The organism is Streptomyces sp. M41(2017) (genome assembly GCF_002078175.1).
GTDB lineage: Bacteria > Actinomycetota > Actinomycetes > Streptomycetales > Streptomycetaceae > Streptomyces.
Genome location: NZ_MWFK01000003.1, coordinates 192,072 through 213,915, shown reverse-complemented (window position 1 = coordinate 213,915; position 21,844 = coordinate 192,072). Strand labels below are relative to the sequence as shown.

The 21,844-nt window shown below is 70.8% G+C and carries 25 protein-coding genes and 2 pseudogenes; 14 read left to right on the top strand and 13 right to left on the bottom strand.

Annotated features, from left to right (window positions below; translation table 11 throughout):
- Positions 1 to 28 precede the first annotated feature (28 nt).
- Positions 29 to 595 carry an isochorismatase family protein gene (locus tag B0675_RS37575; protein WP_081224256.1) on the top strand — a complete coding sequence of 189 codons (567 nt, stop codon included), beginning with the start codon at positions 29 to 31 and terminating at the stop codon, positions 593 to 595.
- Positions 592 to 1,164: a YbhB/YbcL family Raf kinase inhibitor-like protein gene (locus tag B0675_RS37570; RefSeq protein WP_081224255.1), complete on the top strand. Its 573-nt coding sequence runs from the start codon at positions 592 to 594 to the stop codon at positions 1,162 to 1,164. Before B0675_RS37575 ends, B0675_RS37570 begins: the two co-directional genes overlap by 4 nt.
- Positions 1,165 to 1,236: 72 nt before the next feature.
- Here B0675_RS37570 and B0675_RS37565 read toward each other — a convergent pair.
- A pseudogene (locus tag B0675_RS37565) lies at positions 1,237 to 1,395 on the bottom strand (TetR/AcrR family transcriptional regulator); the annotation flags it as partial.
- 56 nt (positions 1,396 to 1,451) lie between these two features.
- Complete coding sequence (locus B0675_RS37560; RefSeq protein ID WP_081224254.1) at positions 1,452 to 2,894, bottom strand: MFS transporter; 1,443 nt, start codon at positions 2,892 to 2,894, stop codon at positions 1,452 to 1,454.
- Positions 2,895 to 3,008: 114 nt separating this feature from the next.
- Here B0675_RS37560 and B0675_RS37555 point away from each other — a divergent pair, with 114 nt between their 5' ends.
- A complete protein-coding gene (locus tag B0675_RS37555; RefSeq protein WP_081224253.1) occupies positions 3,009 to 3,638 on the top strand; it encodes a TetR/AcrR family transcriptional regulator in 630 nt (209 codons plus the stop codon).
- 9 nt (positions 3,639 to 3,647) lie between these two features.
- Here B0675_RS37555 and B0675_RS37550 read toward each other — a convergent pair whose 3' ends face one another.
- Positions 3,648 to 5,048, bottom strand: coding sequence for a glycoside hydrolase family 76 protein (locus tag B0675_RS37550; protein WP_081224578.1), 1,401 nt, complete (start codon positions 5,046 to 5,048; stop codon positions 3,648 to 3,650).
- Between the two features lie 40 nt (positions 5,049 to 5,088).
- Between B0675_RS37550 and B0675_RS42635 the strand changes: the two are divergent.
- Positions 5,089 to 5,511 (top strand): annotated as a pseudogene (locus B0675_RS42635) (DUF664 domain-containing protein); the annotation flags it as partial.
- Between the two features lie 93 nt (positions 5,512 to 5,604).
- Here the strand turns inward: B0675_RS42635 and B0675_RS37540 are convergent.
- Positions 5,605 to 6,249, bottom strand: a complete 645-nt coding sequence (locus B0675_RS37540) for a GAP family protein (protein WP_081224252.1) — start codon at positions 6,247 to 6,249, stop codon at positions 5,605 to 5,607.
- Positions 6,250 to 6,520: 271 nt separating this feature from the next.
- Between B0675_RS37540 and B0675_RS37535 the strand changes: the two genes are divergently transcribed.
- The gene (locus B0675_RS37535) at positions 6,521 to 7,513 is read left to right on the top strand and encodes a class I SAM-dependent methyltransferase (RefSeq protein WP_241540149.1); all 993 of its coding nucleotides are present in this window, start codon (positions 6,521 to 6,523) and stop codon (positions 7,511 to 7,513) included.
- Positions 7,510 to 8,067, top strand: coding sequence for a hypothetical protein (locus tag B0675_RS37530; RefSeq protein WP_081224251.1), 558 nt, complete (start codon positions 7,510 to 7,512; stop codon positions 8,065 to 8,067). Before B0675_RS37535 ends, B0675_RS37530 begins: the two co-directional genes overlap by 4 nt.
- Positions 8,068 to 8,422: 355 nt before the next feature.
- Here the strand turns inward: B0675_RS37530 and B0675_RS37525 are convergent, their stop codons facing one another.
- On the bottom strand, positions 8,423 to 8,743 hold the full coding sequence (locus B0675_RS37525; RefSeq protein WP_081224250.1) for a hypothetical protein: 321 nt from the start codon (positions 8,741 to 8,743) through the stop codon (positions 8,423 to 8,425).
- 105 nt (positions 8,744 to 8,848) lie between these two features.
- Positions 8,849 to 9,241: a hypothetical protein gene (locus B0675_RS37520; protein ID WP_081224249.1), complete on the bottom strand. Its 393-nt coding sequence runs from the start codon at positions 9,239 to 9,241 to the stop codon at positions 8,849 to 8,851.
- A gap of 360 nt (positions 9,242 to 9,601) precedes the next feature.
- Here B0675_RS37520 and B0675_RS37515 point away from each other — a divergent pair, with 360 nt between their 5' ends.
- Positions 9,602 to 9,955 carry a DUF805 domain-containing protein gene (locus B0675_RS37515; RefSeq protein WP_081224248.1) on the top strand — a complete coding sequence of 118 codons (354 nt, stop codon included), beginning with the start codon at positions 9,602 to 9,604 and terminating at the stop codon, positions 9,953 to 9,955.
- Positions 9,956 to 10,126: 171 nt separating this feature from the next.
- On the opposite strand, the gene B0675_RS37510 is transcribed toward B0675_RS37515, so the two are convergent.
- Both B0675_RS37510 and sigJ read right to left on the bottom strand, forming a co-directional pair.
- Positions 10,127 to 10,675, bottom strand: a complete 549-nt coding sequence (locus B0675_RS37510) for a GNAT family N-acetyltransferase (RefSeq protein ID WP_081224247.1) — start codon at positions 10,673 to 10,675, stop codon at positions 10,127 to 10,129.
- Positions 10,676 to 10,730: 55 nt separating this feature from the next.
- Positions 10,731 to 11,636, bottom strand: a complete 906-nt coding sequence (sigJ, locus tag B0675_RS37505; protein ID WP_081224246.1) for an RNA polymerase sigma factor SigJ — start codon at positions 11,634 to 11,636, stop codon at positions 10,731 to 10,733.
- Between the two features lie 102 nt (positions 11,637 to 11,738).
- Between sigJ and B0675_RS37500 the strand changes: the two genes are divergently transcribed.
- Together B0675_RS37500 and B0675_RS37495 are read left to right on the top strand one after the other, a co-directional pair.
- Entirely contained in the window at positions 11,739 to 12,101 is a 363-nt protein-coding gene (locus B0675_RS37500) for a hypothetical protein (RefSeq protein ID WP_081224245.1), read from the top strand.
- A gap of 192 nt (positions 12,102 to 12,293) precedes the next feature.
- On the top strand, positions 12,294 to 13,514 hold the full coding sequence (locus B0675_RS37495; RefSeq protein ID WP_081224244.1) for a GNAT family N-acetyltransferase: 1,221 nt from the start codon (positions 12,294 to 12,296) through the stop codon (positions 13,512 to 13,514).
- Positions 13,515 to 13,784: 270 nt separating this feature from the next.
- Here the strand turns inward: B0675_RS37495 and B0675_RS41655 are convergent, their stop codons facing one another.
- Complete coding sequence (locus tag B0675_RS41655; RefSeq protein WP_179165547.1) at positions 13,785 to 13,922, bottom strand: hypothetical protein; 138 nt, start codon at positions 13,920 to 13,922, stop codon at positions 13,785 to 13,787.
- Between the two features lie 379 nt (positions 13,923 to 14,301).
- Between B0675_RS41655 and B0675_RS37490 the strand changes: the two genes are divergently transcribed.
- Complete coding sequence (locus tag B0675_RS37490; RefSeq protein WP_179165546.1) at positions 14,302 to 14,511, top strand: cold shock domain-containing protein; 210 nt, start codon at positions 14,302 to 14,304, stop codon at positions 14,509 to 14,511.
- Positions 14,512 to 14,560: 49 nt separating this feature from the next.
- The gene (locus B0675_RS37485) at positions 14,561 to 15,364 is read left to right on the top strand and encodes an inositol monophosphatase family protein (RefSeq protein ID WP_081224242.1); all 804 of its coding nucleotides are present in this window, start codon (positions 14,561 to 14,563) and stop codon (positions 15,362 to 15,364) included.
- Between the two features lie 75 nt (positions 15,365 to 15,439).
- On the opposite strand, the gene B0675_RS37480 is transcribed toward B0675_RS37485, so the two are convergent.
- A complete protein-coding gene (locus B0675_RS37480; RefSeq protein ID WP_081224241.1) occupies positions 15,440 to 15,952 on the bottom strand; it encodes a MarR family transcriptional regulator in 513 nt (170 codons plus the stop codon).
- A gap of 39 nt (positions 15,953 to 15,991) precedes the next feature.
- Between B0675_RS37480 and B0675_RS37475 the strand changes: the two genes are divergently transcribed.
- From B0675_RS37475 to B0675_RS41650, 3 genes are all read left to right on the top strand, one after another.
- Positions 15,992 to 16,966, top strand: coding sequence for a DMT family transporter (locus B0675_RS37475; protein ID WP_081224576.1), 975 nt, complete (start codon positions 15,992 to 15,994; stop codon positions 16,964 to 16,966).
- A 161-nt stretch (positions 16,967 to 17,127) separates the two neighbouring features.
- Positions 17,128 to 17,592, top strand: a complete 465-nt coding sequence (locus tag B0675_RS37470) for a hypothetical protein (protein ID WP_241540147.1) — start codon at positions 17,128 to 17,130, stop codon at positions 17,590 to 17,592.
- A gap of 101 nt (positions 17,593 to 17,693) precedes the next feature.
- A complete protein-coding gene (locus B0675_RS41650; protein WP_081224239.1) occupies positions 17,694 to 18,632 on the top strand; it encodes a hypothetical protein in 939 nt (312 codons plus the stop codon).
- 46 nt (positions 18,633 to 18,678) lie between these two features.
- On the opposite strand, the gene sbnA is transcribed toward B0675_RS41650, so the two are convergent.
- The 3 genes from sbnA to B0675_RS37450 form a co-directional block, all read right to left on the bottom strand.
- Positions 18,679 to 19,680, bottom strand: coding sequence for a 2,3-diaminopropionate biosynthesis protein SbnA (gene sbnA / locus B0675_RS37460; RefSeq protein WP_081224238.1), 1,002 nt, complete (start codon positions 19,678 to 19,680; stop codon positions 18,679 to 18,681).
- Positions 19,681 to 19,772: 92 nt separating this feature from the next.
- Positions 19,773 to 20,843, bottom strand: coding sequence for a 2,3-diaminopropionate biosynthesis protein SbnB (gene sbnB, locus B0675_RS37455; RefSeq protein ID WP_081224237.1), 1,071 nt, complete (start codon positions 20,841 to 20,843; stop codon positions 19,773 to 19,775).
- The gene (locus B0675_RS37450) at positions 20,840 to 21,844 is read right to left on the bottom strand and encodes a TauD/TfdA family dioxygenase (RefSeq protein WP_081224236.1); all 1,005 of its coding nucleotides are present in this window, start codon (positions 21,842 to 21,844) and stop codon (positions 20,840 to 20,842) included. The genes sbnB and B0675_RS37450 overlap by 4 nt, the downstream gene beginning before the upstream one ends.

Below are 21,844 nucleotides of genomic sequence, written 5' to 3'. Positions count from 1 at the left end.
CAGCCGACCTCCGCAGGAGAGAAGACCCATGGCACTGACAACCCTCGACCCCACGGCCGCACTGGTCGTGATCGATCTGCGGAAAGGGATCGTCTCGGCCCACACCGACTCCGCGGTCACCGCGGCCGTGGCCCGGGCGGCCCGCCTGGCCGACGTGTTCCGGCAGCACGACCTTCCCGTGGTTCTGGTCAACGTCACCGGCCGCGCGCCAGGACGCACCGACGACAGCGGGTCCGCGAGCACGTTCGCGCTGCCGGACGGCTGGGCGGACCTCATCGACGAACTCGACGTCCGTCCGACCGACCACCTGATCACCAAGCGGCGGCGCAGCGCGTTCCACGACACCGGCCTCGACACCCTGCTGCGGGACCTGGGCGTCACCCAGGTGGTGCTCGCGGGCATCTCGACCAGCTCCGGCGTCGAGTCGACGGCACGGTCGGCCTCCGACCACGGGTACCACGTCGTCCTGGCCACCGACGCCATGAGTGACCCCGCCGCGGACGCACACCGCCACAGCGTCGAACGCGTCTTCCCCAGACTCGGAGAGACCGCCACCACCGCGGAGGTCGTCACGATGGTGGAGGAGACGCGATGAGCCTGCTCGGCCGACTCCTCATCAACCGCAGGGCGGGCGAGACCCACACCGCGTGGAACCTGCCCAACCTGCAGGGCTCCGACGTACTCACCCTCACCAGCCGCCAGTTCGGCGACGGTGACGCCATGCCCGTCGCCCACGCCGAGAAGTACGCCGGCGGCGACAACCTGTCACCCCACCTCGCCTGGACCCCGCCGCCGCCCGGGACGCGGCAACTCCTCCTCGTCCACGAAGACATCGATGTCCCGGTCGGGAAGCCGGCCGTGCACTGTCTCGCACTGGTGGACCCCGATGTGGGGCACCTGGAAGCCGGTGCGCTCAACACGGGGCAGCCCGCCCCCGGAGTGCGACTGCTGAAGTCCACCATCGGGCGGGGCTACCACGGACCCGCGCCCGTGAAGGGCCACGGCCCGCACCACTACACCTTCCAACTCTTCGCCCTCGCGGCGGTCGTGGACAGCGGGTCCGCCGCGACGTCGGTGGACCGGACCCGTCCCCGCACCCTGCTGCCCGCCATCACCGCACCCGTCCTCGCCCGAGGCCGGCTGACCGGCGTCTACGAGCGCTGACGAGAGGACAGGTCCACAGCACGGCCGCCTCCCGGATGCCGCCCTCCTGGTCCCCGCGCGAGCGCGGGACGGTCAGATCGACGCCTCGACGTGGGCCAGGTGGGCGGCCAGGATCTCTTCGAACGCGGCTCCGCGATCCACTCCCAGGGGGCGGACGTCCCGGGCGAAGCGGGCCAGGGTGGGGAAGCGTTCGGGGTCGGCGCCCAGCACCGCCACCCGGAACAGCTCCATGCGCTGGAGCGGGTCGGACGCGGCCCGTGGATCGGGGCCGCGCCCGACCGGGCGGGTCAGACGGTCTCGACCACGGGCTGGGTGTGCTCCTGCGGAACCTTCGTGCGGGACGCGATCAGGCCGAGGAGCGCCGCGGCGACGGCGGCCACCGCGCAGATGGCGAACAGCACGCGGTACGCCTTGAGCGACGGGATCTCGAAACCGCCGAGAGCCATGGTCATCGAGGCCAGGATGCTCCCGCCGACGGCGCTGGCGAGGGTGCTCCCGAGCGATCGCGCGAGGGCGTTGATGCCGTTGGCCGCGGCCAGGTCGGTCGCCGGGGTGTAGGTGTTGATCAGCGTCGGCAACGTCGCGTAGCCGATGCCTGATCCGGCGCCGATGATCGCCGTTCCGACGACGATCTGCCACAGACTGTCCACGAAGAAGATTCTCGCGATCAGTCCGGCGGCGACGATGAGGCCCGCCAGGAACAGCACCCGGCCCGCTCCCCACAGGGTGCTGAGTTTCGCCGTGACCGGGGCCAGCAGCAGCATCAGCAGACCGCTGGGCAGCAGGCACAGACCTGCCGTCAGCACCGAGGAACCGAACCCGTAGCCGGTGGCGGCGGGCGCCTGAACGTAGTTGGCCGTGCCCACGAAACTGGCGAAGAGGGCGAAGCCGAAGAAGAGGCTCGCCACGTTCGTCATGGCGATCGGGGGATTCGCCAGGGCGCGCACGTTCACCACGGGTGCCGCCGACCTCGACTCGACCCGGACGAGCAGGGCCAGGAGTACGACGGCGGCCACCAGGAGGCCGATCGTGCGCAGAGAGCCCCAGCCCCAGGTTCCGCCCTGGGACAAAGGGAGAACGAGGCACACGAGCCCGGAGGTCAGCAGCGCGATGCCGGGCAGGTCGACGGACCGGGTGCTCGTCTGCCGGGGTTCGCCCACCAGGGCCAGGATCGCCACGAGGCTCAGCACCGCGCCGACCGCGCCGATCCAGAACAGCACGTGGTAGTCGACGTTGTCGGCGAGCAGGCCCGCCAGTGGGAGACCCAGCGCGCTGCCGATGCCGAGCATGGCGCTGATGAGGGCCGTGGCGGACGACCGCCGGTCGACGGGGAGGACGGCGGCCAACAGGCTGATGCCCAACGGGATCGACGCGGCGGAGAGTCCGGTGAGGGCCCGCCCGACGATCATGAGCGTGGTGTCGGTGGTGAGGGCGTCGATCAGGGACCCGAGGGCCAGGGCGCCCAGGCTGAAGACCAGCATCAGCCGGCGTCCGACCATGTCCGCGAACCGGCCGACCACCGGCACGGACACCGCCGCGACCAGAAGCGTCGACGTGAGCAGCCACTGCGTCTGGGTCGTGGACGCCCCGATGTCCTTGGAGATCACCGGGAGCACGGGAATGACGAGTGTCTGCGTGAGCGACGCCATGAGCGCGCCCAGACCGACGGCGCCGATCTCCAGATACGCGCGTACAGGTGACGTCTTCTGCGCGACCGACTCGTCGGTCATCGCGTCACGTTCCATCCGGACCCCTAAGTCAACGAGTGTTTACATCACCCTAGCGGCGGTCCGGCCGGGCATGCAAACAGTTGTTTACATGCCGGCGTATAGGAGGATGGAGCCATGGATGCCGACGCCGCCGTTCCCGCCTCCCGGCCCCGCGACGCCACCAGGACGCGGGCCGACCTGCTGCGCGCGGCGCGTCGCCGCTTCACGCTCATGGGATACGAGCGCACCACGATGCGCGCCATCGCCGCGGACGCCCACGTCAACGTCGCCCTGATCAACCGCTACTTCGGGTCCAAGGACGGCCTCTTCGCCGCGGTGCTCGACGAATCGAACTCGCTCTTCGACGGTTCCGACGAAGACGGCAGGCCGGTCGAGGAGTCCGCGTCCGAGGTGTTCGCCTCCATGCTCGCGGGCCTGAACGAGCGGGACTGGTCGGAGTACGGTGGGGAACACCCGATCATGCTGATGCTGCGCAACGCGGGCCCCGATCCGGTCGCCGAGCGTCTGCGGCGCGAGGGCCTGCTGACGGCGGTCGGCCGGTTGAGCAGGGCCCTGCGGGCCGACCGGAGCGAGACGTCCGAGGGTGAGGCCGACCTCAGTTCCGAGCTCGTCCTGTCGCTCTTCATCGGCGTCGTGATCCTGCGTCATCTGCTGCCCGACGAGACGCTCGCCACCGCGAACGAACACCTGCTCAACGAGGAGATGCTGCGCATCGTGCGCAGCATCTCCCGGTTCGACGACTGAGGCCGACGGTCAGCCGGCGGCGTTGAGCAGATCGAGCACGCTCGCCTGACACCCGTAGTCGCTGCTGCCGTTGCCGCCCGCCCAGTGCGGGCCGTACTGGTCGAGGGTGTTGCGGTCCTTGGTGTACGCGGAGTTCGCCCAGCTGCTCAGCGTCGACGCGTACGGGTGATCGCTCAGCTGTTTGTTGAGCTTTCCCAGGCCGCGGACGTACGCACCCTTGAAGGTCGGACCGTCGCCCGTGCAGGAGTCGCCCTCGCCCGGTTCACGCAGTACGCCGGCCGACTGGAGCCTGACGGTGGAGGCGTTGGCGAGCGTTCGGGCCGAGTCGAGCAGGCCCGCGTCACCGGTCGCCCTGTAGAGCTCGGTCAGGCCGCCGAGCACGACGCCCTGGTTGTACGTCCACGCGGTCTGGCCGTTGTTGGCGCAGGAGTCGGTCAGTCCGTCGTTGATCATGTGGTCGCCGTTGATCATGCCGCTCTTCTGGAACCAGGCCCACTCGTCCTTGGCCTTGTTCAGGTACGAGGTGTCACCGGCGATCCGGTTGTGCAGTGCCGATGTCAGCGACAGGAAGAGCTCGTTGGTGATCGCGTTCTTGTAGTTGCCGTTCGTGTTCCAGCGGACACCGCCGCCGCACGTGGAGTTCCAGTTCGCGTACATGTGGTCGGCGTCCGCGCGGGCGGTGGCGAGGTAGCGGCTGTCACCCGTCATGTCGTAGGCGTCCACCCAGGCAAGACCCCACCAACCGGTGTCGTCCAGGTACTCGTTGGTGAAATTGCCGCCCTGGGCGTTGATGTTCCTGTCGTAGGTGTCGGCGATCGCGTACTTGTAACTGCCCATTCCGCTGACCCGGGCGTTGTCGATGATCGCCGTCAACGCGTTGGCGCTGGTCCACCAGCCGTTTCCGCCGAAGAGTTTGGTCGTGCGGTCGAACGACATCATCAGGGCGGTGGCCGCGGCCGTCCGCCGGTCGCCGGCGTTCCAGGTCGTCCGCGCCCAGCCCGTACAGGCGATGCTCCCGGCCACCTGCCCGCAGGCCCGCAGAGCACCCACGCCCTGGGTGCTCCAGTCGTCGACGTTGTACATCAGCGTGCGCCAGCCGGTGTCGCCGCCCGGAACGCGGGTGTCGCCGAGCTTGCTGCCGCTCGCCCACGTCCGGCCACCGTCCATCGAACGGTCGAGCCACACCTCGTCACCCGCCGCGCCCTTCGTGATGGACGCCCAGCCCATCGCGTCCGTGTCGTCGAAGTGCAGGGTGATCGAGCGGGACTGGAGGGTGACCGTGACGGGCTGCCGGTCCTGACCGCTCAAGGCCGGATCCCGGGCGTCGCAGAACGTGTTGCACACCGCCGTCGCGGCGGCCGCGGACCCGGCCGCGGACAGGTCGAGCGCCCCGCCCGATAACGTTGTCATCGAGACGAGGAGCGTGGCGACGAATGCCTTGGTGCATTTCATGGGGGGATACTCCGTAACTCCGCTGCAGCGCTGTGAGCGATGTGAGTTGACTGAGAGCGCTCCCGAACGTAGCCACGGTCCGCGGACCCGTCAATATCCCGCGCATAGCCCTGCGCATCGTCAACCCCTGTCGGCCGCCGGTCACTTCAGAGCCCGGGCCGGTGCCACGCCGGCCGGGCCTCCCGGAACGCAGGGAACTCCTGGCGTGGGCGTGGGCCATCAGGGACCCGTGACGGCCGTGACCGACTGCATGAGCGACCCGGACGCCGACAGCGAGGTCTCCTCGCTCCTCAAGGTGCTGGACGGCCGGCGCCGCCACGTCCTCGGCATTCTCGACGGCCTCGACGACGATGCTCTCCGGCGGCCCGCGCTGCCCTCCGGATGGAACTGCCTCGGGATGGTTCAGCACCGCGCGCTGGACGTCGAGCGCACACGCCGGCCACCTCGACGCGGCACGCGAGCTGGTCGACGGCCGTCGCTGGCTGGTCCCGACGTAGCGCCGCGCCCGTGCTGGTCAGCCGGCCAGTTCGTAGATGCTCCGAGCCATCAGCCACAGGCCCAGAAGGAGCGACAGCGTGACGATCAGCTGCTCCTGGTGGTGCTCCAGCCAGCTGCGCAAGGCGCTCAACCGGGCGTTCGCGACCGTCGGAGCCCAGACCGTGTACATCTCCATGACGACGAGACTGAGCGTGGCCAGCAGACAGTAGCCGGTCAGCGCGAGCCAGTCCGCGAGAGTGGAGAGGTCGGCGTCGACAGCGGTCGCGGCGCCGGCGCCGACCAGGGCCCACGGTTGCAGCACCCAGGCGAGGCCGGCCGCGGTGGCCGGGGAGGCGTCGTCGATGCGGGCGGCCCAGCGGGGCGGTCCGTGCGGTCGCGGCGGACGACGGCGTCTGTGCCCGCCGTACAGGACCAGCGCCACACCGATGGCGAGTTTCGCGGCGACCGCGACGGTCGAGGGCGTGCTGTGACGGGCCGGCGGCTGACCACCGGTCAGCAGCACCACGCAGGCGATCACCGCGATCAGGTCGGCCAGCCACGACAACAGGAACGCGAGGCCCTGGCGGGTGCCGCGCCGCGAGGACAGCAGCAGGATGAAAGCACTGTTGTGCAGCGGCCCCAGCGTGATGGCCGTACCGATCAGGAGCAGGTCGAGGACCATCGGATCAGTCGCTCCTGAATATCGGGGCCGCCTCCCGACCTGGACGGACCGGCCCATCGGACGAGTCGGAGGCGCCGCCGGGCGCCGCATCCCGACTGTGCAGGGGCCCGCCGGGCCGGTCAAGCAGGCCACGCCCGCGTCTCCGCACACGCGGAAGCTTCGCTCGTTCAGCCGTGCGTCGGCCGTCTCCGGGCGGAGCCGTCAGGAGGGCGTGCGGTCGGCAGTCCCAGCGCGAGGACCGCGAGAGCCAGGACGCCGTACGCACTACGGGATGCGAGGCCGTCTGCCCGGCCGGCTCCACCTGGTCGAGGACGTAGGATTCCCGCTCGTGCCCCAGCTCGAGATATCCGACCTGATCACCGCGGTCGACCCGCACAGCGGTCACCGGCTCCCGGTCCGGCGATCCGAGGTGATCCGACAGCTCCGTGAGAACGGCGACGAGCGGGCGGTCCGGATCGTGGCGGCGCTGCCCGCGGGCCCGGACGACGTACTCGACCCGCACGCCGTGGACCGCCTCCTCGTCCGTGTGCACACGGAACTGCAGCGCCTGAGCGAGGAACTGCGCCTCGGTGAACGCATGGTCGACGTGCTCGGACCGCTCTTCACCGCGATCCGATCGGCCACCGGAGACTCCGGGCCCTACCGGCTGGTCGACGTCGGCTGCGGCCTGGGTTACCTGGTCCGTTGGCTGGCGGTCACCAACGCCCTCGGCGCCGACGTCGAACTGGTCGGCGTGGACCTCAACGCGGCGCTCGTCGGTGAGGCGGGGCGCCTGGCCCGGGCCGAAGGGCTCGACTGCGCCTTCGTCCACGGCAACGCCTTCGCTCTGCCCGAGGCCGCGACCGTCTACGTCTCCACCGGGGTGCTGCACCACTTCCGTGGTTCCGCCCTCACCGAGTTCTTCCAGGCGCAGGCCGCGTCACCGGCGTACGCCTACTGCCACTTCGACATCGCCCGGACCCCGGTCGCACCGCTCGGTGCCTGGATTTTCCACCGCGCCCGCATGCGCCACCCGCTCGGACGCCACGACGGTGTCGCCTCCGCACTGCGCGCCCACAGCGACGAGACCCTGTTGCGTGCCGCGGCAGAACCGGGCATCCGCGCGCTCCTGTACGAGCCCCGCGCCACGGCCAACCCGTTCTGCACCACCCTGCGCCCGGTCATCGGAGTGCGTCCCCACCTGGAAGCCGCCTTTCGCCAGGCGCTCAAGCGGGACGCACGCCGGCTCGTCGGCCCGGAACACCTCGCAGGGGCCGCTCGATGACGCCCGCCGCACCACTGGTGCTCCTCGGGCTGGTCGACGCCGCCTTCAGCGGCTTCCGCGCGTACGCCGGAAGCGACGCCCGCATCCGGAAGCAACGGCCCAACACCCGAGCCGCCCTGCGCGGCCTGGCCGTCGGGTCCGCACTGCTGCTCGTCCCGGCCCTGGTCGGCACCCTCGTGCTGCTGACCGCCCACGACCGGCGCGACACCTACGCCACCCTCACGGCCGGCGGCATCGGCTACCTGATCCCCCTGACCGTGTACGCCGCCGCCGTCCTGCTGTCGCTCGGCGCCTACTTCGCCCTGCCGTTCCGCGCCGGCACCCTCGCGATGGTCATCGGCCTCGGCCCCCTGACCCTGCTGCGTCCGCTCGCCGTCGCGGCTGCCTGTCTCGGCGCGATCCTCAACGGCGGCGGCCCGCCCGCCCTCCTGATAGGTCTGACGGCGGGCGCCGCCGTCCTGTCCGTCGAACCCCTGGTGCACCGCCGCTGGTACGACCGGACGCGGCACCGAACCGGGTGGGTCTGCGCGGCTTCCGGCGAGCGTCACCGCTGAAGGCCGGACGGCACCCGCCCACTTCTCCTGCCTGCCGAATGCAGCGGCGGATCACCCGCTGTGAACCCGCTGTCGTCCTCGCAGGAGAGGTCCTCGCCAGGGTGTCGCGATGCCTGCCGAGCGTCAGTCCTGGTCGTCGATCGCTGCCGACAACTTCGTCTGTCCGCGGTCGCCGCGAACGCCGTGGTCGTCCTCAAGTCGCCGCACAACTGGCTCGCATGACAGGGGCCGTACGCGTCTCAGCATGCGTCGAGACCTGTCTCGCGGCGCGCGGATCGGCGTCGCCGGGGGGGGTGACCCGTCAGAGCCCGATCGCGAGCGCGACGATCTGGCCAACGGGTCCGGGGTACCGGCGCTAGTCCCGCTCCGCTGCCGCCGCGCGCTCCTCGGCTGCCGTGACGCGTTCTTCGAGGGCCCGGATGCGGTCGTAGAGGTCGACGAGTGTCTCGCCGTCGGCGACCACGCCGGGGCGCTGTCGGTGCCTTCGTACGAAGTCCTCGCGGGATTCATGCGGTGACTGCCGGAAGCCCGCTCCGTTCCCGCCGGCCGGTGACGTCGCCGAGCGGGGGTCGGCGTGCCGAAGGGTGGCCCTCTGGAGTCTCAGCACAGCGAAGGAACCGAGCGCGATCGCCACCAGAGCGGCGACGGGAATGAGCAACAGCCAGTTGGCCGACATTCGGAACCCCCTAGTCCACCCGCACAGCCTATCGAATCGACATCGTCCGGCTCCGACCGCGGTCCGCTGGGGCGCACCCCGGAACGGGCCACGGCCCGGGTGCCGTCACGCGAAGACGACAGCGCTGTCGGTCAGGGGTGAGGCGAGGCCGAGTTGGGCCATGTCGCGACCCAGCGCCCGGTCCAGAACCGTGGTGCAGTCGGCGCACAGGAACAGCGGTCCACCGGGCGTCTCCGCGCAGGGGCCACGCCCTGTGACGCATACGGCGCAGGGGCCGCCGCCCTCCTGGTGCTCGAACGCCAGGCAGGCCGCCTGCGGATACCCCTGCGCGTGCCGGGTGACCCGGGCGTGTGTGTGGGTGACCGCGGAGCGCAAGGCGTCGTCGCGCCCGTCGACGTGCTCGCTGACGATGTGCCAACGGGTGCACCGATCGTGCTCGACCGTGCCCCCGCAGACGGCAACGGAGTAGATCCACGTCGTGGTGGGGTATTCGGGCACGAGCGAGTTCCTTCGGGCAGAGGTGACGTGCAGACGGTCTGATGCCCACTGTTCATCAAGTGATGCCGCGAACACCCTGGCAAAGATCCGGTCCGTGGCAAGGGCGGACACCGGATCGTGTTCGTTCCGCGACGATTTGACAGTGCGGCCGGGCTCTCCGTGCCGCGAGCCCTCGTCGCACGGACGGGTCGGCTCATCCCGCCTTGCCGACCTCGCCGAACGGTGCGGGAGCGCGATCGATCACTGAACGGCCGCAGCAAGGTAACGGCTTGAACCGCACACGCCAAGATCATGGCTTCCGGTCAGCGTGGCTGATTCGATGTAGCTCAGCACCTACCTTGATTCCCTGGGGGACGAGAAATGAACTGGTACGTAGACGTACTGAAGAAGTACGCCGTGTTCAGCGGTCGCGCTCGGCGACAGGAATACTGGATGTTCTTCCTGTTCAACCTGATCATCGCGATCGTTCTGGCGGTCGTGGGCAGGATCATCGGAACGAGCATCCTGAGCGCCGTCTACTCGCTTGCGGTCCTGCTTCCCGGGCTCGGCGTGGCAGTCCGCCGCCTGCACGACACGGACCGTTCGGGCTGGTGGATCCTCATCGGCCTCATTCCTCTCGTCGGCGCGATCATCCTGATCGTGTTCCTCGCCAGCGAGGGCAAGCAGCAGCCGAACGAGTACGGCCCCAACCCGAAGTACGCGCCGGCCGTCTGAGCCGCCGCCACCCGAAGTCGCGCAGAAGGCCCGCCGGTTGTCATCGGCGGGCCTTCTCGCTGTTCCGTCCGAGCAGTCGGTCGGGCGCCCTGCCGGCCCGCCTTGTCCGGCATGTCCAAGCGGACGGGAATCGGCTCGGAACACCGCCGGGGAGACCAACCGTCGTGACCCTCAGCCGGATCGCGGAACCGGGGACCGCACGCCGAACCACTGCTCGGCGCCGTACTCCTCGAACCGCCGCACCTCCGTGAATCCCAGTTTCCCCGCGAGACGCAGGGAACCGATGTTGGCGGTCTGGGTGGTGAGCACCACCGGCTCGCCGGGAAGCGTGTCGGTGAACCAGTCGAGTACCGCTGCGCACGCCTCCGTGCCGTACCCCTGCCCCCACGCTCGCGGCAGGAACAGATAACCGAGTTCGGCCGCTCCGGCATGAGAACGGACATGCCCCGGAGGCGCCGCGTCGCGCCGATCGAGCGTGATCATGCCGATCATCGATCCGTCGAGCTCGACCACGAAGGATCCAGGACGCCGGCCGGGGACCTCGGGCACCTCGCGTTCGAGCTGATCACACGGTCGAGCGCCACCGACGTACGTGCCCACCTCCGGCGACGCGAACAGGTCGATGAACGTCGGGCGGTCCCGGGCCTCGCCTTCGCGGAGCACCAACCGCTCGGTCTTCAGGGGGGCGGGCGGCCAGGGCACCGGTCCGAGTCCAGTCATGGCGGGCAACCTATCGCACGTCCGTGAGGAGATCCGAAGGTGAAGTCCGCCCTCTTCAGGGCCTGTTGTCGACCAGCCACGGCCCCAGCTTCTCCGGGTTGCGCACCGCCCAGATCCGGGACACACGCCCCTCGGTCAGGTCGAACGAGGCCACGGTCATCACCGTGCCCCCGCTCCGGGCCACCAGACCCGGCCGCCCGTTGACCGAGCGCTCCAGCAGTTCGAGCGCCGGTGCCTTGTCGGCGATGGCGACCATGTACTGGGCGATGCGCGCGCCGCCCTCGATCGGACGCAGGACGGTGCCGACCAGCCCGCCACCGTCCGCGGTCATGACCGCGGAGGGGTCGAGCAGTTCGACGAGGGCCGCGACATCCTTCGTCTCCCACGCCTCTTTGACCCGGCGTACCGCGTCCGCCTGCACGGCCGCCGCGACCGAGGCGCGGGCGTCCCGTGCCCGTCGGCGGGCCGAGGCCGCGAGCTGCTTGCACGCCGCGGGGGTCCGGTCGAGGATCCCGCCGATCTCGGCGAACGGGTACCGGAAGACGTCATGCAGGACGAACGCGACCCGCTCCGCCGGTGTCATCGATTCCAGGACGACGAGAAAGGCCATGGTCACGGACTCGTCCAGGACGATCCGGTCCGCGGGGTCGAGTCCGGGCGCCTGGTCCCATTCGGCACGGTCGGGCAGCGGATCGGGCAACCACGCGCCGACGTAGCGCTCTCGCCGGGCCCGTGCCGAGCCGAGCACGTCCAGGCAGACGCGGCCGGTCACCGTCGTCAGCCAGGCGCCGGGCGACGTGATCTCCTCCTGCCGGCTTCGCGGCAGTGCGTACCAGCGCGCGTAGGCCTCCTGCACCGCGTCCTCCGACTCGGCGACCGAGCCGAGCAACCGGTAGGCGATGTTCATCAGCCGGCGTCGCTCACTCGCGGTCTCAACGGTGCCCGCCCCAGCCGTCGCCATCCTCTGACCCGCCCCCCCGGCCTTACCTTTCGCGGTCCCGCGTCGTCGGGATGGTGAGACCTTATCGATCGACCGCCCCCGGGGCGGAAAGGGGACCGTGGCATGGCCACCCAGGCGACGACACAACACCACTTCTCGTTTCTTCGGATCGCGCTCACTCTGCAGACCCTGACCATCTTCCTCCAGGCCGTCTCCGCGGGAATCCTGCTGACCGCGCCGTACGGAGAGACGCTGCACAGCGTCGGAGCCCGCGTGATGTACGGGGCGTCGATGCTGTACGTGCTGGCGGCGGTGCTGGCATGGAAGCCGGGCGGCGGTTCGCCCCGGCACATAGGGCAGGCATCGGGCTTCCTCGCCCTCGCCTCGATCCAGGTCGTCCTCGGTATCGCGCACGTCCCGTCGGTCCATCTCCCGCTGGGTGTGCTGATGTTCGGTCTGAGCGTCCTGGCGCTGGCGCGCCGCTGACGGTTCCCCGAAGTCGAGACCCCTGTGCCCGGGGGGCGTCCCACCACGGCGGGGGCCGCCCCCGGGCACGGGACGGCGGTGAACGGCCCCGCAGGTGACCGCCATACGATTGACCCGAGCGATGCCCGTCGCTCCACTGTTGCGGGACACGACGACCGGTGGTGTCCGCAGGCCGGGGAGGCAGCTGTAGTCATGGAGATCCGTCCCACGACCGACCAGGACCTCGACGTCTTCGTCGACACTCTCCATGCCGCGTTCGGGCAATTCCCGGCGACCCCCACCGACGGCGGCGGAGTCTGGTGGGCGGCGCTCGAAATGGATCGCGGACTGCTCGCGACGACGGAGGACAGCCGGCCCGTCGGCACCGCGGCGGCGTACTCCTTCGAACTCACCCTGCCCGGCGAGGTCCTCGCCCCGGCGGCAGGGGTGACCGCCGTGGGGGTGGTGCCGTCGCACCGACGCCAGGGTCTGCTCAGCGCGATGATGCGGCGACAACTCACGGAGCTGCGGGCACGAGGGGAGTTCCTCTCCGTGCTCCTCGCCTCCGAGGCCGGGATCTACCGCAGGTTCGGCTACGGGCCGTCCACCTACACCCGCCGGCTGTCGGTGACGCGCCACAAGGCCGCTCTCGTCGCACCCCGGGGGCGCGGGGCGGCCGAGGCCGAGGCGCCGGGCTCCATCGAGGTCATACGGCGCGCCGAATGCGGCCCGATCCTGGAGGAGATCTACGACCGCTACCGTCGCGCGCAGCCGGGTGCGCTGTCCCGGCCGCACCGCTGGTGGGCCTCGGGAGCGGGGCAGCCGCCGATCTCTCCGGCGCCGCGGTACATCGCCGTTCACCGTGACGACGAGGGCGTCCCGGACGGATACGCGAGCTACTCGCTCGGTGACGGCGCCACGTTGACGGTGGACGAGACCATCGCCATCGACGACGCCGCGTTCGCCGCTCTGGCCACGTTCCTCCTCGGCCACGACCTGGTGGCTCAGGTCGTGTTCAAGCACTTCCCGCCGGAGCACCCGTTGCGCTGGCAGTTCGAGGACTTCCGCGCGGGCGAGGTGAGCCACGAGACAGACTGGCTATGGGTACGGATCCTCGACGTCCCGCGGGCGCTGACCACGCGCGGCTGGTTCACGGACGGGGAACTCGTCCTCGACGTCGAGGACCTGTTCCTCGGTGAGCGGGAGCGGTACCTGCTCACGGTCCGGGACGGCAAGGCGGACTGCGTTCCGACGGACCGCGAGGCGGACCTGTCCCTGGACGTCAGCGACCTCGGCTCGATCTACCTCGGCGGCACCGCTCCGAGCACCCTCGTGCGTGCCGGACACATCCGGGCCCACCGCCCGGGCGCGGCGGCCCTGGCCGACGCGCTCTTCCGCGCCGACCGCCCTGCGCACTGCCTGCATTGGTTCTGACCGCATCCGTACGAAGGGGCGTCGGTCTCGATGCCTCTCTGAGGAGAGGGTTCCGGCATGCTCCCGGGTCCGCGGCGAACCGGTCCGTCCCCAGCGCGGTGAGCCAGCGCGATCTTGTCGTCGGTCTGTGTGCCCGGGGTGGCGGTGAAGACGAGGAGGGACTGTCCCCCCGCGCAACAGCGCGACGTTGAGCCGGCAAGGACCGGCACCAGGGCTGGTGTCGTCGCGCCCCTGCGGGTCGCACCGTTCACGCGCCGTCGGATCGGCGAATCAGCCGTACATCGCGCTACGGGCGTCGCCGGTGTACCGGGTCCAGTCGCCCGGCAGGGCCACGGCGAACGGCGTCTGCCGAGGTGTCTCGCCCAGCTGACCCCTGTCCTGGTCGGTGGCACCCACCAGACCGTCCATGACCCGCATCATCCCGGAACTCAGATGTCCGAGCGGCAGTTCACGGCGTGCCACGCGATGGCCCGCGAGCGCGAACAGGTGATCGCGTTGGTCCGGAGTCGGACGCAGGCAGCGGGCCTTGACCGGCGATGCTCCCCAGCCCGCAGCACCGGCGACCGGCCGGGGAGAGCCGACCCGCACGCGGAAGGGGCCGGCCGACTGTGGGATGTGACCGGTCGAGCCGATCGGACCCGTCGGCGTCGTCGCGCGATGATCGCCATGAGCGAACCGCTGCCCCCAACTGCCTGGCGTGCTGTTCGTGAGGCGACGCGTGCTCTACAGTCCTGCGCGGAAAAGACAAAGCGACAAGACGACAGAGCAGGGACGAAGAGGTGAGGGTGTGCGAACCCATTTGCGGGCCGGCAGGGTGCTCTCGTTCGACGCTGTCGGAGGCTTCGGCCTCATCGCTCCCTACGGCGGTGACGAGGATGTCCCGTTCCAGGCGCAGTCCCTCAAGTTCGTCGACCGTCTGACACGGGGCCAGACCGTCATCTACGCGATCGAGCAGGTGGACGCGGGTGTCCGCGCGGTGGAGGTCCGTCCCGCCTAGCGCCGCGAGGGCAAGTCCCGCCAGATCCGCGCCCGTTACCCTCGGCGTCGTGACGAACTCACCCGAGAGCACTGATGATGCCGGTGTCGCCATAGCCGCGGCGCACGTCGGTGCCGACGTGGTCCGCGCCCTGTACGGCCGACAGCTGTTCCGTCTGGACAAGGGCGGCGGCGACTTCGCTACGGCCGCCGACATCGAGGCCGAGAAGACCATTCTCGGTGTCATCCGCGCAGCCAGGCCCGATGACGCCGTCCTCGGCGAGGAGGGCGGTCGGTACGGTGCCTCGCGGACTGCTCGTACGTGGCTGGTGGATCCCTTGTGCGGCACGTTGAACTACGCCGTCGGCACCACGCTGGTGGCGGTCAATGTGGCGCTTCGCGACGGGCCGGCCGCCGTGGCGGATCCGTTCAGCGGCGAGATCTTCCACACGGACGGAGAGACCGCCTGGGCACGGCACGACGGTGCCGACACCCCGTTGGAGCCCACGTCCGCGACACGGCTCGTGGAGGTGAACCTGGACCCGCCCTTCCCCAACGCCCCCGGATTCCGAGCCGTCGACCTGCTGGCCAGACCCGACTTCGTCGAAGGATTCCGGCCCCGGGTGGTGTCGACGACCCTGGCGCTGACGTGGGTCGCAGCCGGCAAGCGCGCCGCCTACATCACCGACGGGGGTGACCTCTCCGAGAGCGTGCACTTCGCCGGCGGTATCGCTCTCTGCCGGGCGGCCGGCTGCGTCGTCACCGGAATCGACGGCGCCCCCTTGGACCGGACAGGCCGAGGCCTCATAGCCACCGCCGACCCCGAGACCCACGCACAGCTGATGTCGATGATCCTCGACGGGGGTCGGCACTGAGGTCAACGGGTTGTTCTCTGCCGTTGGTGGGTCAGGACCGCTGACAGCCTCGCCCTTCCGGTCCTGCCCCGCACATCAAGGCGACTCCAGCCGTCCCAGCCAGTTCGTGAGGACGGTCTCGAGGGTCGTGGTCTCGTCGGTGTCGAGGGCGCTCAGCAGGCGGTGCTCGTTGTGGATGTGGTCGGTGAAGGCGCGGTCGAAGAGTTCCTTGCCCGCCGTGGTGAGGGCGACGACTCTGCCCCTGCCGTCGTCGGCGGCGCGGCGGCGGGTGACCAGGCCCGATCGCTCCAGTCGGTCGATGCGCTTGGTCATGGCGCCGGTGGTGACCATCGTGTGGGCTGCCAGTTCTCCCGGCGCTCGCTCGTAGGGCTCGCCGGCCCGGCGGAGGGCAGCGAGGACGTCGAAGTCGCCCTCGCCCAGTCCGTAGCGGCGGTAGACGACGGACAGCTCCTCCGTGAGCAGCGCGGCCAGGCGGTGCAGGCGGCCGATGACGGCCTGAGGGGCGACATCGAGGTCGGGTCGTTCACGACGCCAGGCGGCCTGGATGCGGGCCACATGGTCGGGTGCTTCGGGGCTGTCTTCTTCCACGACGCCACTATATCTTCCGAGGAAGCTATAATGGCTTCCATGGAAGGTAATCTTCGGTGGGCAACCCTGACCGCGGTGGCCCCCGTCGCCTGGGGCGCCAACTACTACGTCACGCGTGAGTTCCTGCCGGCTGGGCAGCCCCTCTGGGGAGCCGCGCTGCGCGCTCTGCCCGCCGGATGCCTGCTGCTCGTCATCGCCCGTGAGCGGCCGCGGGGCGCGTGGTGGGGCCGGTCCGCGGTCCTGGGCCTGCTGAACACCAGCGCGTTCTTCGTCCTCGTCTACGTGGCCTCGCAGACGCTCCCCACCAGTACGGCCTCGACGGTGATGGCGCTCTCGCCGCTCGTGCTGATGCTGGGCGCGTGGGCTCTGCTCGCGGAGCGACCCCGCGGTGCCCAACTCGTCGCGGCGGTGGTCGGCCTCGGAGGGGTCGCTCTGATGCTGGGCGGTCCCGGCGCCGAGGTCCGGCCGGTGGGGGTCCTCGCCTCCGTGGCCGCCCTGCTCGTCTCCGCCGCCGGGTTCCTGTTGAGCAAGCGATGGGATCCGGGGCCGAGCGTCCTGTCGGTCACCGCATGGCAGCTCACCTTCGGTGGTCTGATCCTCGTGGCCTTCGCCGCGGTGACAGAGGGCGCGCCCCCTTCCACGGGGCCGACCGCCCTCGCCGCCTACGCCTACACCTCCGTGATCGCCACGGCTCTGGCCTTCGTCGCCTGGTTCACGGGCCTGCGGCGCCTGCCCGCGGCCACCGTGGGCCTCGTGGGCCTGCTCAATCCGGTCACCGGCGTCCTGCTCGGCGTCACCATGGCCGGGGACGCGCTGACAGCACCGCAGGCGACAGGTATGGCGCTCGTGCTCGCCGCCGTGTTCGGCGGTCGCACGACAGGCCGCGATGCCCGACTCGCGGCAAGGCCCTCGGCCGCACCGCCGGTGGACGGCGCGGCCCCCGAGGATCGTCCTCCACAGCCCACCACCACCGGTACCCCCACCGCCACCGGCCCGACCGGGGGCGGTCGGTGATCGCGGCGCCACCCGGGGGCGACCCTGACTCGGTCTCCCGGCCGCCCGGTTGACCCCCAGGGCGAGCCTCCGCCGGCCTGCGGCGGATACCGGCCCGGGGTATGGTCGAGGCCGCGCTCCCGCGAGCGCGCATCCGAACGGCGCGGGGAGAGGGATCGGGCGTGGCAGGCGAGGGACACCGGAACAGGCGAGGCGGCATGCGGCTGTTCACCCTGTGCGCGGTCCTGCTCGGTCTGTTCTTCATGCACGGAGCCCCGGCGAGCGCTGCCGGCGGATGCCACGGTGCGACGTCCGCCGGATCGATGGCCGAGCCTCACGACCTCGTCGCCGTGCCACCGGCGGACGCCGTGGATGCGATGGCGACGCACTCCGCCGTGACACCGACGTCGACACGGGCGGCGGCTCACCAGGCTTCCGAGGTGACCGGGGCGCACGGGACCACCTGCGTCGCGACGCCTGTTCGCGACCGGACACCCCTGCCGACGGGCAGCCTGCCGGCCCTCGTCGCCGTACCGGCCGCCGCCCTCCTGGGACGGCCCGTGTTCCTCGGGCCGACGGGACGGCGCGGCCCACCCCCGCCGGGCGGGCGAAGCCTCCTGCTCCAGGTGGGCGTCGCGCGGACCTGAGAGGACCGACCCGGCCTCCGGACTCCCGGAGCCGGCGACGTGTCCTGCTCACTCCCGCGCGCCCGCCCGGCGTGGTGCGCCCACCCGGAAAGACCGACTCCATGTTCACAACCCGTCCCGCCGTACGTCGACGCGCCCTCGTGGCACCCGGAACGGCCGTCACCCTCGCCCTCGTCCTCGCGGCCTGCGGCTCCTCCGGCGAATCCTCCTCGATGCCAGGCATGGACCATGGCGCCACGGCGGCCACGTCCCCGGCGGCGACCGGCTCGCCGTCCAAGGACTCACCCTCGAAGGGCCACATGCCCGGCATGGACCACATGGCCGGCGGCGACGGCCTCGCGAGCGCCGAGGACGGTTACCGGCTCGGCAGCCCGAACGCGACCCTGGCGGCCGGTGAGCGGACCGCCTACCGGTTCACCGTCACCGGCCCGGACGCGAAGCCCGTCACCGCCTTCGCCCTCGACCAGACCAAGCGCATGCACTTCTACGCCATCCGCACCGACCTGACGGGCTTCCAGCACCTCCACCCCACCATGGCGGCCGACGGCACCTGGACGGCCGACCTCTCCGCCCTCGCGCCCGGATCCTGGCGGATGTTCGCCTCCTTCACGCCCGACGGCGGTGCCGGCAAGGGCACGGCGTTCGTCCTCAGCCGCGCCGTCACCGTCCCGGGTACCGAGAAGCGAACTCCCCTCCCGGCCGCGGCCGCCAGGGCCCGCGTCGACGGATACACCGTCACGGTCCAGGGTGAGCCGATGGCCGGCATGTCCCACCCGTTGACCGTCACCGTCACCAAGGACGGCAGGCCCGTCACCACACTCCAGCCCTACCTCGACACCTACGCCCACCTGACCGCCTTCCACGAGGGCGACACCGCGTTCGCCCACCTCCACCCCACCACCCGCGTCGACGGTGACCACGGCGGCCCGAGGCTGGCCTTCGACGCCGAACTGCCGACAGCCGGCAACTGGCGGCTGTTCCTGCAGTTCCGGGCCGGCGGGGAGCTGCACACCGCGGCTCTGACCCTGAAGGTCGGCTGACATCGGCGAAGGGGTGCCGCCCCGTGGCGGCACCCCTTCGCCTTCCTCACCGCGCGCGTCGGTCCCCGACGGCCTGCACCCGCGCGTGGGGGACCTCGTCGAGCGGATCCCCGCCGTACAGGTCCTGGACCCAGTTGTCCTGGTAGATGGTGTCGAGGTAGCGCTCCCCGAGGTCCGGCGCCACGGCCACCGCGGTGAGTTCCTGCGCCCTGTGGCCGGCCAGCCAGCCGATCGAGCCGCTCACCACGGTGCCGGTGGAGCCGCCGAAGAGGAAGCCCTGACGGGCCAGGCGACGGCAGGTACGTATGGTGTCGGCCTCCTCGACCCGGACGACCTCGTCGACGTAGGACTCGTCCAGGAGCGGCGGGCGCATGCTCATGCCCAGCCCCGGGATCATGCGGCGGCCGGGGGCGCCGCCGAACGCCACCGAGCCGACACTGTCCACGGCGATGATCCGAACGGGCCGGTCCTGGTCCCGGAAGTAGCGTGCGCAGCCCATCAGCGTGCCGGTGGTCCCCGCGCCGACGAACAGCACGTCGAGTTCCGGGAAGGAGCGGGCGATCTCCGGTGCCGTGGTGCGGTAGTGCGCTCTCCAGTTGGCCTCGTTGGTGTACTGGCTGAGCCAGACGCACCGGTCGTCGGTGGCACACATGCTCCGGACGTGGTCCAGGCGCGCGCCGAGGAGCCCGCCGTTGGTCTCCTGGCCGGAGACGACGTGCACCTCGCTGCCCAGCACCTCCATCATCAGCCGGGTCGCCAGGTTGCAGCGGGAGTCCGTGACGCAGACGAACCGGTAGCCCTTGCTCGCCGCGATCATGCTCAGCGCCACACCGAGATTGCCGGACGAGGACTCCACGAGGATGGAGTCGGCGGTGAGGGAACCGTCGCGTTCGGCCGACGCCACCATCTCGGCGGCGGCCTTGAGTTTGATCGAGCCCGCGAAGTTGAACCCCTCGCACTTGAGGAGCAGCGAGTGCCCGAAGATCGACTCCAGGTCGACATAGAGCTCCTCCTCATTGAAGGCTTGAGGAACGGAGATGACCGACATGACGAGCTCCTCTTCGGTGTCGTGCTGGTTGCGGGGGCCGGATACGGTCCGGTGCGGGCGCTTCTCGCGGTGCGGCGGACCGCACGGTCTCCCTAGCCGTAGCGGCCTCGTTCGTGGAAGAAGTCGTCGACGATCCGCAGTTCGCCGGAGCGGGCCACCTGGTCGTAGACGTAGCTCCCGACCGCGAGGTCGAGCACGCCGAGGCCGAACGGTGAGAACACCACGGGGCGGTCCGCCGGGACACGCACCCGGTCCGCCATCACATCGCTCAGCGTGCCGTGGACGAAGTCCCGGTCTCCCGTGAGCTGTTCGGTCAGATGGGGTGAGGTGGCGGCCCGCAGGCAGTGCTCGACGTCGTCCACGATGTTGGTCGAGGCCAGCAGGACCTGGGGTGCGAGATCCCGCAATGACACATGCAGCACCACGGGGTTGTGGCCGAACCATGCCGGATCGCCGACATGCGGCTCGCCGGCCACTGTCGCGAAGACGACCAGGTCGGCGGCACGGATCAGTTCCTCGGGCCTCCCGTGCACGGTGACCCGGGCGGTCTCGCCGGACTGCGCCGCGTACGCGCGGAACCCGTCGGCGCTCTCGGGCGAGACGTCGTACAGCCCCACGTCGTCGAACGACCAGCCCGCGCCCCGCAGGAAGGTGTGGATGTAGCGGGCGATCAGTCCCGTCCCGAAGAACCCCACACTGGCGGGCCTCGGACGGTCGCGGCTGAGGCGGTCGGCGGCCGACGCCGCGGAGGCCGCCGTCCGGGTCGCGCTGATGATGGAACTCTCCAGGCAGGCGAACGGGTAGCCGGTGGCGGGGTCGTTGAGGATCAGGACGGCGGAGGCCCGAGGGGTCCCGGACCGCACGTTCTCCGGGAAGCTGGAGATCCACTTCAGCCCGTCCACCGGGGACTCGCCGCCGAGCGAGGCGGGCAGGGCGATCATCCGGGAGGTGGGACGGTCAGGGAAGCGGAGGAACGAGGAGGGAGGATTGACGGTCTCGCCGGCGCCGTGCAGCCGGTAGGTGGCCTCGACCACCTCGACGATCTCCTTCTCGCGACCGGCCAGGGCGCGCCGCACCTGGCCGCCCGGGATCACCGCGAACGGGGGCACGACGGCCTCGGCGGCGCCGTCCACGAGGGCGGACGGTGCGGGTCCGGTGTTCATCGCGACCCCGATTCGATCGTGGGAGGGGAATCGAGGTGTGTCGGCGAGGCCATCGCCACGACGACGCTTCGGGGTCCCTCGTAGGCCTCCCTGCTGTGCGCCGTACGGACGTTGTCGACGGCGAGGAGGTCCCCGGCCTGCCACGGCGTACGGACGGAGTGGTCCTCGTAGGCCGCGTTGACGAGCCGGACGACGTCCTCGTCGAGGGGCTCCCCGTCGCCGTGGAACGTGTTGAAGGGCAGACCGTCGGTGCCGTACTCCTCGACCAGGTACTCGCGCACCTCGGGGGCGAGCGTCCACTCGTTCAGGAAGGCGACCTGGTTGAACCAGCAGCGCCGTCCGTCGACCGGATGGCGTACCACCGCGCGGCGGCGCTGCGCGGTGCGCAGAGTGCCGTCGGGCTGCCAGGCCCACCTGATGTCCTGGGAGCGGCAGTAGGCCTCGACGGCATCCCTGTCGGTTGTGCCGAACGCTTCGGTGAGGGTCGCCCCGATCTCGTCGTTGTAGGTACGCGTGAGCAGCCATCCGTCGCGCTCGAAGCGATCCACGAGGTCGCCGGGCAGCGCGTCGAGAACGGCAGCGGCGTCGGCGACGCAGGTCGCTCCGCCGACGGTGGGCTCGGACAGGCAGGCGAAGAGCAGCAGGCCAGGGGGATCGAGGGTGTAACTCAGCTCGTGGTGCATGCACATGGGCTGGTTCGGCGGCCACGGTGAGGCGGAGTACAGACCTGGGCCGTACGTCTCCCGAGCGGCGAAGGTCTCCCTCTCCGCCATGGGTTGCACTCCGAGCCGATCCACGACGGCCGCCACGTCGGTCGTGTCGTGCAGCGCCAGACCTCGGATCACGACCGCTCCGTGTTCGGCGAGCGCGGACGCGAGACCCTCCCGGGATGCGGCCGCCCAGCCGGCCGGGTCGTCGGTGTCCCGGACCCGCAGCAGCGGGGGCCGACCGGGCTCCAGCTCCAGGCCGAGCGGTGGGATGGTCGATTCGATGGAAGGCAT